Raw genomic sequence first — 11,543 nt, 5'->3', positions numbered from 1 at the left:
ATGGATCTTGCAGGTCAAAAGGTCCTCACGATCGGGCTCGGCCGCAGCGGCGTGGCCGCGGCGCGGCTCTGCCTGGAGAAAGGCGCGCGCGTCACGGCGACCGACGCGGCCCCGCGCGAGCGTTTGTCGAAGGAGGCGATCGCCCTCGAAGCCGCGGGCGTGACGCTCGCCACGGGCGGGCACCCGACCTCGCTCTTCGACGGGATCGACCTCGTCGTGATCTCGCCGGGCGTGCCCTCGTTCCCCGCGCTCGAAGCGTTCGAGAAGGCGGGCGGCGAGGTCATCGGCGAGCTGGAGCTCGCGGCGCGGTTCTTCGCGGGCACGCCCATCGCGCTGATCGGCGGGACGAACGGCAAGAGCACGACGACCGCGCTCGTGCACGCGATGCTCGAAGCGGCGGGGAAGAAGGTGTTCATCGGCGGCAACTTCGGCACGCCGCTCGCCGAGGTCGTGGGGCAATCGTTCGACGCGATCGTCCTCGAGATTTCGAGCTTTCAGGCCGAACGCGTGCCGACGCTTCACGCGCGCGCCCATGCGCTCCTGAACATCACCGACGATCACCTCGATCGGTACCCGAGCTTCGAGGCCTACGCCGACGCCAAGGGAAATCCTTTCGTCAACATGGGCCCCGCGGACACGGCCGTGATCCCGCACGGCGATGCGCTCTGCGCGAAGCAGGCCGCCCGCGGCGGCGCGCGTGTGGTCACGTTCAGCGCGACCGACGAGGCCGCCACCGTGCGCCCCGTCGGCGGTTCGATCGTGCATCGCGACGCGCGGCACAGCTTCCCGCTCGACGCGCTCCAGATCGCCGGCAAGCACAACGTCGAGAACGCGTGCGCGGCGCTTGGCGTCGTCGCCGCGTTCGACGTGCCCTTCGACGACAGCGCGGATTCATGGCTTTCGCGCGCCGTCCGCGCCTTCCGCGGCCTCGGCCATCGCACCGTCCTCGTCGGCGTGATCGACGGCGTCCGTTACTACGACGACTCGAAGGGCACGAACGTCGGCGCCTCGGTCGCCGCGTTGCGTGGCCTCACCGAGGACAAGGCCGTCCTCATCGCAGGCGGCAAGGACAAGCTCGGCGCGTACGAGCCGCTCGTCGAGGCGCTTCGCCAGAAGGGGCGCGCCCTCGTGCTCATCGGCGAGGCGGCCGATCGCATCGAGGCTGCCGCCCGGGGCTCGATCGCGATCGCGCGTGCCTCGTCGATGGTCGAGGCGGTCCGCGTCGCGCGAAGGTTCGCCAAGCCCGGCGACGCCGTCCTGCTCAGCCCTGCCTGTTCGAGCTTCGACATGTTCCGCGATTACAAGGATCGCGGCGACCAATTTGCCCAGGCGGTCCAGTCCATGCTGGAGGTTCGGTCGTGAGCAGCAGCGCCGTCCTCTCGGGCAACCATGCGATCGGCGAGCGCCGCCATTCGAGCGCGCCCCCGCCGAAGAACCGCCTCCTTCCGCCGAGCGATCCGCCGCCCGCGCCGCCGAAGAACGAGTCGCGCGTGCCGCGCAAGGAGAGCGCCGGCACCGGCAACGGCGTCACCGCGCTCCTGCGGTCGAGCAAGGCCGGCCCCGTCGACTCGGTGCTCGCGGCCGTGGTCATCGCGCTCGTCGGCTTCGGCGTCGTCATGGTCTACAGCGCGAGCGCGATCGAAGCGACCGTGAAGTACCACGACGCGCAGTTCTTCCTGAAGCGCCAGGGCGTCTACGCGCTCGTCGCGCTCTTCACGATGTGGCTCGTGAGCCGCTTCGACTACCGCAAGCTCAAGCCCTTCACGTACCCGGTTCTCGTCGCGGTCACGCTCATGCTGGGCCTGACGATCCTCGGCCTCGGCCACAAGGCCGGCAACGCCTACCGCTGGATCGCGATCGGCCCCGTGCACATCCAGCCAGCGGAGACCGCCAAACTCGGCATCGTCCTCTGGCTCGCGTACTCGCTCTCGAAGAAGGCCGACACGATCAAGAGCTTCTCCGTGGGCTTCTTGCCGCACCTGATCGTCGTCGGCTTCCTCATCATGCTGCTCTTGAAGCAGCCCGACTTCGGCAGCGCCGTCGTGCTCCTGTTCCTCACGTTCACGCTGCTCTTCGTGGCGGGCGCGCGCCTGCCGTACATCGCAGCGTTCACGGCCCTGCTCGGCATGGGCGCCGCTGCGCTCGTGGCCTTCAGCGACTACCGCTATCGGCGTTACCTGGCGTTCATCGACATGGACAACCACCGCCAGGACCTCGCCTATCAGCCGTTCCAGTCCGTCATGAGCTTCGGCTCCGGCGGGTGGACCGGGCTCGGCCTCGGCAAGGGCCTGCAGGTGCTCTACCTGCCCGAGGCGCACACGGACTTCATCAGCGCGATCATCGGCGAAGAGCTCGGCTTCCTCGGCATCCTCGGCCTCGTCACCGCGTACCTCGTCATCGTCTCGCGCGGCGTGAAGATCGCGCTCGAAGCGCACGACGACTACGGCAGCTTCCTCGCGTTCGGCATCGCCACGCTCTTCGGCGTGCAGGCGCTCGTCAACCTCGCCGTCGCCATGGCCATCCTGCCGACGAAGGGCCTCACGCTGCCGTTCATGAGCTACGGCGGCTCGTCGCTGCTCGTGAACGCCGCCGGCGCGGGCGTCCTGCTCAGCGTCAGCCGTCCGCGGACGAACGAAGTTCCGAAAGACAAACCCGCGCCCGTGCGCACGAGCGAGGGCGCGCCGAGCGCGTCGGCCCTCATCGCGACGGAGGCCCAGGATGGGGCCGCGGCCGCGGAGGGAGCGAGCGCGTGACGACCCTTCTTCTCGCAGGTGGCGGCACGGGCGGCCACGTCTTCCCGATGCTCGCGGTGGGCGAAGCGGTCCGCGCCTCCGACCCTTCGGCGCGTGTCGTCTACGTCGGCACCGCGCGCGGCCTCGAAGCGCGCGTCGTGCCCGAGCAAGGCGGCGAGCTCGAGCTCCTCGACATCCTGCCCCTGCGCGGCGGCGGTTTGTCCGGGTTCCTGAAAGGCGCGCAGCACGCCGCGGCCTCGATCCCCGCCGCGCGGGATCTCGTCCGTCGCCTCGGGCCTTCGGCCGTCCTCTCCGTGGGCGGCTACGCGGGCGGCCCCGTCTGCTTCGCGGCGCGCACGCTCGGCGTCGCCGTCACCGTGCTCGAACCGAACAGCGTGATGGGCCTGTCGAACCGCCTGCTCGCGCCGTTCGCCGTGCGCGCCTACACCACGTTCCCCGAGGTCGATCGGTTCTTCCGGCCGAGCATCGTGCGCCGCCTCGGCGTGCCCCTGCGCAAGGCCTTCGCGCCCGCGCCGTACGAGGCCCAGAAGGACCAACTTTCGATCCTCGTCCTCGGCGGCAGCCAGGGCGCCAAGGCCTTGAACGAGACCGTGCCGCGCGCGATCTCCCAGGTCGTGAACCAGGTCCCGGGCCTGCGCGTCGTCCACCAGACGGGCCGCGAGCGCGAGGCCGAGGCACGCGCGCTCTACGAGTCGCTCGGTTTGTCCGGTGCCGCCGAGGTCGTCCCGTTCATCGACGACATGGCCCGCGCGCTCGCCTCGGCCGACCTCGTGATCGCCCGCGCCGGCGCCTCCACGCTCGCCGAGCTCTGCGCCGTCGGCCGCCCCGCGATCCTCGTCCCGTATCCCTTCGCGGCCGACGATCATCAGCTCAAGAACGCGCGCTCGCTGGAGAAGCGCGGCGCGGCCGTGGCGCTGCCGCAGACCGAGGCCACGGCTGATCGGGTCGCCTCCGAGATCCGCGCGCTCGCGAGCTCGCCCGAGCGGCGCGCTTCCATGGCGCGCGCCGCGGCCGAGATCGGCGCGCCCGACGCGGCGAAGGCCGTGGCGGCAGATCTGCTCGAGCTCGCGCGTTTGCGGGAATCGAAACACCGGGAGAAGGCCCGGGGAAAGACGGCATGATGTTCCGCGGGCGCGTCCGGCACATTCACTTCGTGGGCATCGGCGGCGTCGGCATGAGCGGCCTCGCGGAGATCCTCCGCTCGCTCGAGTTCGACGTCTCGGGCTCCGACGTGAAGAGCGGCTCCACGACCCAGCGCCTCGCCTCGCTCGGCGTGCGCATCGACATCGGCCACCGCGCCGAGAACGTCCGCGGCGTCGACGTCGTCGTGTATTCGAGCGCGATCCGCGCGGACAACCCCGAGCTCGTCGAGGCCCGCGCCCTCGGCATCCCCGTCATCGGCCGCGCCGAGATGCTCGCCGAGCTGATGCGCGTGAAGTACGGCGTGGCCATCGCGGGTTCGCACGGAAAAACCACGACGACCTCGCTCGTCGCCACGGTGCTCCGGCACGCCGGCCTCGATCCCACGGTCGTCGTCGGCGGCAAGATGGCCGCGCTCGGTTCGAACGCGCGTCTCGGCGCCGGCGATCTGCTCGTGGCCGAGGCCGACGAGAGCGACGGCTCGTTCCTGCGCCTGACGCCCACGATCGCCGTGGTCACGAACATCGACCCCGAGCACCTCGATCACTACGGCACGCACGAGAAGATCAAGGACGCGTTCATCGAGTTCGCCGCGCGCGTGCCCTTCTACGGCCTCGCCGTGCTCTGCCTCGATCACCCCCACGTGCAGGACATCCTGCCGCGCATCCCGCGCCGTCACGTCACCTACGGCGTCTCGCCGCACGCGGACTACTGCGCGCGTGGCATCCAGTTCCGCGGCCTGGAGACGAGCTTCAACGCGTATCGCCGGGGCCAGCCGCTCGGCGGCTTCACCGTGAAGATGCCCGGCGCGCACAACGTGCTCAACTGCCTCGCGACGATCGCCGTCGCCGACGAGCTTGAAGTCCCGCTCGACGTCACGAAGCAAGCCCTCGCCACGTTTGGCGGCGTCGCGCGTCGCTTCACGGTCGTCGGCGTGCACCAGGGCGTCACGCTCGTCGACGACTACGGCCATCACCCGGCCGAGATCCGCGCCACGATCGAGGCCGCGCGCCGCGCGTATCCCGACGACGCGCACCGCATCGTCGTTGCGTTCCAGCCGCACCGCTACACGCGCACGAAGGATCTCTTCGATGACTTCACACGCGCCTTCAACCTCGCGGACGTCCTCTTCGTCACGGACATCTACCCCGCGGGCGAGGCGCCGATGCCCGGCGTGAACGCCGAGCGGCTCGTGCAGTCGATCCGCGAGCACGGCCATCACGACGCCACGTACGTGCCGAACAAGGCCGATTTGCCCGAGGTCCTCGCGAAGGTCACGCGCCCCGGCGACGTGGTCATCGCCCTCGGCGCGGGCGACATCAACAACATGCTGAAGGGCCTGCGCGCGCGCCTCGACGGCGTCACCGAGCCTCCGCCCGCGAGCCGGGAGGGCGGTCCATGAGCGACACGCTGCCCCCGAACCGCCGGCTGAAGAAGCCCTCGACGCCGCCGATCGTTGCTGCTCCAAAAGATCCGGAGCCGCAGCACGACTCGCCGCCGCCGCCCGGGGCCACGACGAGCACGATCCGCCCGCCGAAGCCCAAGGCCAAGCCGCGCCTTTCGCTGCCGCGGCCGAAGCTCCCGCGCGCGCTCTCGCTTTTCCTCGGCGTGATGGTGGTCCTCTCGGCCTCTGTCGCGGTCGCCTGGGGCGCGCGCCGGTACATCATGACGAGCCCGCGCTTCGCGATCCGCACGGTGCTCGTCGATGGAAACCGCCGCTTGCCGGCCGAGCAGGTCGCCGGCGCGGGCGGCGTCACCGTGGGCCACAACATCTTCGCGCTCGACCTGGAGACGGCGGGCGCGGCCATCACCACCGAGCCCTGGGTCGAGAGGGCCCAGGTGACGCGCACGCTCCCGTCGACCGTGCGCATCACGGTCGTCGAGCGCGAGGCTTGGGCCGTGGCCACGATCGGCGGCGAGCTCTACCTCGTCACGCGCGACGGCGACCCGTTCAAGCGCGTCGCCGACGGCGACCCGATCGATCTACCCGTCGTGACCGGCATCACGCCCGAAAAGGTCGCGGCGGACCGTCCCGGCGTCGTCAACGCGCTGCGCCGTGCGCTCGACGTGGTCGAGGACATGGATCGGGCGGGCATCAGCAAGCGCTACCCGATCCAGGAGGTCCACCTGGAGCGCGACGGCACGATCGTCATGACGATCGGCAAGGACGCCATCTCGCTTTACCTGGGCCAGACGCGGTTTCGCGAGAAGATCGAGCAGGCCGCGCGCGTTCTGATGGAGCTCGCCAAGCGCAAGGCGAACCCCTCGGTGATCTTCCTGGACAACGAGGCGCACCCCGAGCGGGTCGTCGTGAGGATGCGATGATCTGCCGCGTCTCGTGCTCGTTGTCGTTCTCGAAATTTGGCCAGCCTCCGCTCGCCATGTCAGCGTCGCCCTGCTTCGCGAGGCGCACGGCCTCCGTATCGGGTGGATGCGAATGAAGAGCAGGATGGAGCAGAGCGAGATTGTCGTTGGTCTCGACATCGGGACGACGAAGGTGTCTGCCGTCGTCGGCGAGGTCGACGCCGATGGGATCACCATCCTCGGCGTGGGCAACGTCCCGTGCCGCGGGCTGCGAAAAGGCATCGTGGCGAACATCGACTGGACGGTCCGGTCGATCGCGGAGGCCATCGAGGCCGCGCAGACGATGGCCGGCGTCGAGATTCGCACGGTGTATGCAGGCGTCGCCGGCAACCACATCCGCGGCCAGTCCTCGGACGGCGTGGTCGCGGTGGGCGGCGGCGAGGTGACGGACGTCGACGTGACGCGTGTCCTCGAAGGCGCGCGCGCCATTCCGATCGACGCCGATCGGCAGATCCTGCATGCCTTGCCGCGCGAGTTCACCGTCGACAACCAGGACGGTATTCGTGATCCCGTGGGAATGAGCGGCGTTCGCCTCGGCGTGAAGGTGAACCTCATCACGGCCGCGACGTCCTGCGTGCAAAACGTGGTCCGTTGCGCGGAGCGCTGCGGATTGACCGTGGCGGACGTGGTCCTCGAGCCGCTCGCGAGCGCCGAAGCCGTTCTCTCCGAGGACGAAAAAGAGATCGGCGTCGCCGTGATCGATATCGGCGGCGGTACGACGGATTTGCTGATTTACGTGGACGGCGGAATCGCGCATGCGAGCGTCATTCCGGCGGGCGGAAACAACGTGACGGCGGATCTCGCGGCGGGCCTGCGCACGCCGATGGCCGAGGCGGAGCGGCTGAAGCGCAATTTCGGCTGCGCGCTCGGACGGATGGTCGCGGACGACGAGGAGGTCGAGGTTCCGGGCGTCGGCGGGCATCCGCCGCGCAAGGTGCCCCGCCGGGTGCTTTCGGACATCATCGAGCCGCGGATCGAGGAGATCTTCGCGGTGATCCGCAAGCGCATCGAGGACGCGGGCCTGCTCGATCAGCTCGCGGCGGGCGCGGTCCTCACGGGCGGCGCGGTGCTCATGGAAGGCATGAGCGAATTCGCCGAGGAGATCCTGGGTATGCCGGTTCGTCTCGGCGTACCGGTCGGGATGCGTGGAATCACGCAGCTCGTGGCGGGCCCGCAATATGCAACGGGCGTGGGGTTGCTCCACTACGGGGCGAACCAGCTCCGCGAGGCGCGCGAGCCGCGCGTCGTCGTGGAGTCGCAGCCGCCGCCGCGCCAGACCGCGCCGCGCGTGACGGCGCCTTCGAGGCCGGATCGACGAGAGCTCTCGGAGGATCCGGTCGTCGAAAAACGGCAAGGCGGTCGGTTCTGGAATTGGTTGCGCGCAGCTTTCTGAGCTGACGCACGAGGGTAAATTTCGTAAAACGAAGTCGAGATAGCGAAGCGTGAGTGATTGATAGGCGGTTTCATGGGGGAGAGGCACCCCATGGAGTCGCCCTGGGAGCAGGCGAGGCTCCCTTGGCCCCGAGCGGCCGGAAAGAAATCCCGGGAGGCGTTTCATGAGTTTCTCCATCGAGTTTGCCGATGAGCACGCGGGCTACGACGCCCGGATCAAGGTGATCGGCTGTGGCGGGTCGGGCGGCAATGCCGTCAACACGATGATCAACTTCGGCCTCGAAGGGGTCGAGTTCCAGGTCGTGAACACCGACGCCCAGGCGCTGTCGGCGAGCATCGCGCCGATCAAGGTGCACATCGGCTCGAACGTCACCCGTGGCCTCGGCGCGGGCGCCGATCCCGAGAAGGGCCGCAAAGCGGCGCTCGAGGACGTGCAACGCCTGAAGGAGCTGATCCAGGGCGCCGACATGGTCTTCGTGACCGCCGGCATGGGCGGCGGTACGGGCACGGGCGCGGCGCCGGTGATCGCGCAGCTCGCTCGCGAGGAAGGTTGCCTCACCGTCGGCGTCGTGACGAAGCCCTTCTTCTTCGAGGGCAAGCAGCGGGCGCGTCGCGCCGAGCTCGGCCTCGCCATGCTCGCCGAGCACGTCGACACGCTCATCACGATCCCGAACCAGAAGCTCCTGACGCTCGGCGACGAGGAGCTCTCGTTCGTGGACGCCTTCCGCAAGGCCGACGAGGTGCTCTACCAGGCGATCAAGGGCATCAGCGACCTCATCACGCAGAACGGCATCGTGAACGTCGACTTCGCCGACGTGAAGACGGTCATGAGCAACATGGGCCGCGCGCTCATGGGCACGGGCTGCGCCAAGGGCCAGGGCCGCGCGCGCCTCGCCGCCGAGATGGCCATCACCTCGCCGCTGCTCGACGACATCTCGGTCGAGGGCGCGATGGGCGTGCTCATCAACGTCGTCGGCGGTCCCGACATGCGCATGCGCGAGATCGAGGAAGCCGCGACGCTCGTGCAGGAGCAGGCGCACGAGGACGCGAACATCATCTTCGGCGCGACCATCGACGAGACGATGGGCGACATGATCAAGGTCACCGTCATCGCGACGGGCTTCGACATGAACGTCTCCGACGCCGCGCAGCAAGCCGCGGGCGCGATGATGCCGGGGGCGCGGACGCCGCAGGCGATGCCGATCTCGACGGCGCCGTCGCTCTCGAGCGCGCTCTCGGGCGCCCTCACGGGCGGGGGCTCGCGCTCGAACCCGCCGCCGCTCTCGGCGCCGCAGCGCAGCATGCCGCAGCCGCAGCGCGAGGAGCCGGCCTACACGGTGCGCGGCGGTCGCGGCGCGCCTGCCCAGCAGCCGGCCCCGGCCTCGCTCGCGTCGGGCGCCTCGGGGACGCCCTCGCGTGAGCGCGCGACGTTCGTTCCGCCGCTCGACGCAGACTGGGATACGCCGGCGTTCCAGCGCCGGGGTCAGTAAATCCGGATAGGGGGGGCTGGCCAAGCCGGGTGCGCTGGCTTGGTTGACAGCCCCTAGGGGCGACTTATCGTCTCACGGCCTTGCGGCCTGTGCGGCCGCCGCCCCGGTCGCCGCGATCATGAGCCAAAAACGGGATTATTACGAGGTTCTCGGGCTGTCGAAGGAAGCTTCGACCGACGAGCTCCGCAAAGCGTACAGGGCCGCTGCCCTCAAGAACCACCCCGACCGGAACCCGGGCGACAAGGAGGCCGAGGCGCGCTTCAAGGAAGCCACCGAGGCCTATCAGGTCTTGTCCGACGATCAGAAGCGCGCGCGGTATGACCGCTACGGTCACGCCGGTGTCGAGGGCATGCCCGACATGGGCGGCCAGGACATCTTCACGCACTTCCAGGACATCTTCTCGGAGCTGTTCGGCGGGTTCGGCGGCGGTGGGTTCGCCGGCGGCGGGCAACGTCGTTCGCGCGGCCCGGCGCGCGGGCAAGACCTCCGCGTCGAGCAACGCCTCACGCTGCGCGAGGCGATGACGGGCACGAAGCGCGAGGTCGTGCTGCGGACGCCCGTCGCCTGCGAGGAGTGCCAGGGCAGCGGCGCCAAGCCCGGCACGAAGCGCAAGACGTGCGGCGTGTGTGAAGGCGCCGGGCAGGTGTCGACGGCGCGCGGGTTCGTCATGTTCACGCAGACGTGCCCCGAGTGCCGCGGCGAAGGCACGGTCGTGAAGACGCCGTGTCCTTCGTGCAACGGCGCCGGCGCGGTCGAGAAGTCGCGCAAGGTCGTCGTGAACTTCCCGGCCGGCATCGACGCCGGCCAGCGCCTCCGCGTGCCCGGACAAGGCATGCCCGGCGCGCTCGGTGGCCCGCCCGGCGACCTCTACGTCGACGTCGACCTCCAGCAAGACGAGCGCTTCGAGCGCGATGGCGCCGACCTCGTCACGCGCGCGCTCGTGTCCTTCGCCAGCGCGACGCTCGGCGGCACGTCCGAGATCGAACTGCCCGACGAGAGCAAGGTCAGCATCGACATCCCCGCCGGCACGCAGCCCGGCGAGGTGATCACCGTGCGCGGCAAGGGCATGCCGCGCGTCGACGGCCGGGGCCGCGGCTCGCTCCAGGTCGTCGTGCAGGTGCAGGTGCCGAAGCAGATCTCGGCCCGCGCGCAGGAGCTCTTGAAGGAGCTTCAAACCGAACTCGGCCACGAGAACGAGACGGCCTCCGCGTAGACCTACGCGTCCGACAGCCCGAGCCAAGCCCCGAGACAAGCCAGCGCGAACGCGAGCGGCGCGCACGCGAGCGCGATCACCACCGCCACCGGCGCCGCGAGCCCGAGCAGCACGATCGTCCCGACGATCGCCAGGAGCGCGCTGATCGCCGGTTCGAGCACGCTCCGCGCCGCCGACGCGCGCGCCACGATCCACCCCGCGAACAGGAACGAGAGCAGCGCCGCGCTCGCCAGGAGGAGGAGCGGCGCGACGGCGTTCGACGCGTCGCGATCGATCGACGCGAACTCGAAGCCGAGCCTTCGCCCGAGCAGCACCGCGCCCACGAGCATCGCCGTGATCATGCCCGTCGTCACGAGCATGCCGAGGCCGATCCAGAAAAACGAGAGGGGCCGCTCCGAGCGCCGGAGCGCCTCGCGCATCGCCCGGAGCGAAGGCGGCGCGAGCGGCAAGAGGCGCGGCTTCTTCGGCTCATGCTCGCGCTCGCGTGGCTCGACCTTCACCGCCTCCGCGCTCCGCTGGAGCACGTCGCGGACGCCGATCCAGGCGAGGACGCCGGCGACCACGAGGATCGGGATCGTCGCGAGCAACGACGCCGGCCCCCGGGCAAACGCGACGTGGTGCGCGATCGCGTTGCCGGCCGCGGCGAGGGCCCAGGCCGCGTTGAACCAGCCGCCGCCCATGCGGCCCTGTCCATCACGGCCGAGCGCGAAGCCCCACCACGTCGCGAGGCACGTCGCCGCGAGCGTCGTCAGCGCCGTGCGTGCCGGCGCGATGAGCGAGAACGGAAGGCCGATCAGGAACAACGCGCTCTTCAGCGTCATGAACCCGAGCGCCGCGGCCGCCGCGTACGAGATCGCGTCGATCGGCCGATGTTGCCCCACGCGCAGGCGGAACGCGGGCGTCGCGGCCGCGACCTTGAGCGCCTCTTCGAGCGGCGCGGCCACGAGGTAAGCGTACACGAGCGCCGCGAGATCGATCCCCACGCCGAGCTTGCGCGGCCCGAGCACGCCCGTGAGCGCGCGCTCGCAGAGCTCCGCCGGGACGCACGCGAGCATGCCGAGCGCGAACGTCGCCACGACCGAGCGCGGGCTCGAGGGGCGGAGCGTGTCGCGCGAGGCGAACCCCACGTACAGCGCGACGGGCGCTGCGAGCGCGAGCAGGCCGAGGAGGATCTGGAGGGCGAGCAACGTT

9 protein-coding genes are annotated in these 11,543 nt (G+C 70.2%); 8 read left to right on the top strand and 1 reads right to left on the bottom strand.

Translation table 11 applies throughout. The features are described 5' to 3' along the window. The 8 genes from murD (at position 1) to dnaJ (ending at position 10,352) form a co-directional block, all read left to right on the top strand. Positions 1–1,362 carry a UDP-N-acetylmuramoyl-L-alanine--D-glutamate ligase gene (murD, locus tag E8A74_RS04210; RefSeq protein ID WP_136927611.1) on the top strand — a complete coding sequence of 454 codons (1,362 nt, stop codon included), beginning with the start codon at positions 1–3 and terminating at the stop codon, positions 1,360–1,362. After that, a complete protein-coding gene (gene ftsW, locus E8A74_RS04205; RefSeq protein ID WP_232379365.1) occupies positions 1,359–2,753 on the top strand; it encodes a putative lipid II flippase FtsW in 1,395 nt (464 codons plus the stop codon). The genes murD and ftsW overlap by 4 nt, the downstream gene beginning before the upstream one ends. Next, positions 2,750–3,874, top strand: coding sequence for an undecaprenyldiphospho-muramoylpentapeptide beta-N-acetylglucosaminyltransferase (gene murG / locus E8A74_RS04200; RefSeq protein ID WP_136927610.1), 1,125 nt, complete (start codon positions 2,750–2,752; stop codon positions 3,872–3,874). Before ftsW ends, murG begins: the two co-directional genes overlap by 4 nt. Then, positions 3,874–5,295, top strand: coding sequence for a UDP-N-acetylmuramate--L-alanine ligase (gene murC / locus E8A74_RS04195; protein ID WP_136927786.1), 1,422 nt, complete (start codon positions 3,874–3,876; stop codon positions 5,293–5,295). Before murG ends, murC begins: the two co-directional genes overlap by 1 nt. Continuing rightward, positions 5,292–6,218, top strand: a complete 927-nt coding sequence (locus E8A74_RS04190; protein ID WP_136927609.1) for a cell division protein FtsQ/DivIB — start codon at positions 5,292–5,294, stop codon at positions 6,216–6,218. Before murC ends, E8A74_RS04190 begins: the two co-directional genes overlap by 4 nt. A gap of 112 nt (positions 6,219–6,330) precedes the next feature. Beyond that, positions 6,331–7,650: a cell division protein FtsA gene (gene ftsA / locus E8A74_RS04185; RefSeq protein ID WP_136927608.1), complete on the top strand. Its 1,320-nt coding sequence runs from the start codon at positions 6,331–6,333 to the stop codon at positions 7,648–7,650. Between the two features lie 163 nt (positions 7,651–7,813). Beyond that, positions 7,814–9,139, top strand: a complete 1,326-nt coding sequence (gene ftsZ / locus E8A74_RS04180) for a cell division protein FtsZ (RefSeq protein WP_136927607.1) — start codon at positions 7,814–7,816, stop codon at positions 9,137–9,139. 118 nt (positions 9,140–9,257) lie between these two features. Continuing rightward, positions 9,258–10,352: a molecular chaperone DnaJ gene (gene dnaJ, locus E8A74_RS04175; RefSeq protein ID WP_136927606.1), complete on the top strand. Its 1,095-nt coding sequence runs from the start codon at positions 9,258–9,260 to the stop codon at positions 10,350–10,352. A gap of 2 nt (positions 10,353–10,354) precedes the next feature. Here the strand turns inward: dnaJ and E8A74_RS04170 are convergent, their stop codons facing one another. Continuing rightward, positions 10,355–11,539: a PrsW family intramembrane metalloprotease gene (locus tag E8A74_RS04170; RefSeq protein ID WP_136927605.1), complete on the bottom strand. Its 1,185-nt coding sequence runs from the start codon at positions 11,537–11,539 to the stop codon at positions 10,355–10,357. Positions 11,540–11,543: the final 4 nt, after the last annotated feature.

It is taken from the genome of Polyangium fumosum, assembly GCF_005144585.1.
GTDB classification, from domain to species: domain Bacteria; phylum Myxococcota_A; class Polyangia; order Polyangiales; family Polyangiaceae; genus Polyangium; species Polyangium fumosum.
Note: the sequence above shows the minus strand (reverse complement) of the source record. Positions and strands in the feature narration are given on the sequence as shown.

What these genes read in the sequence shown, in the direction of transcription:
- murC (WP_136927786.1), top strand. Translation starts at nt 3,874, where the DNA reads ATGTTCCGCGGGCGCGTCCGGCACATTCACTTCGTGGGCATCGGCGGC.
- ftsA (WP_136927608.1), top strand. Translation starts at nt 6,331, where the DNA reads ATGAAGAGCAGGATGGAGCAGAGCGAGATTGTCGTTGGTCTCGACATC.
- dnaJ (WP_136927606.1), top strand. Translation starts at nt 9,258, where the DNA reads ATGAGCCAAAAACGGGATTATTACGAGGTTCTCGGGCTGTCGAAGGAA.
- ftsZ (WP_136927607.1), top strand. Translation starts at nt 7,814, where the DNA reads ATGAGTTTCTCCATCGAGTTTGCCGATGAGCACGCGGGCTACGACGCC.
- E8A74_RS04190 (WP_136927609.1), top strand. Translation starts at nt 5,292, where the DNA reads ATGAGCGACACGCTGCCCCCGAACCGCCGGCTGAAGAAGCCCTCGACG.
- murD (WP_136927611.1), top strand. Translation starts at nt 1, where the DNA reads ATGGATCTTGCAGGTCAAAAGGTCCTCACGATCGGGCTCGGCCGCAGC.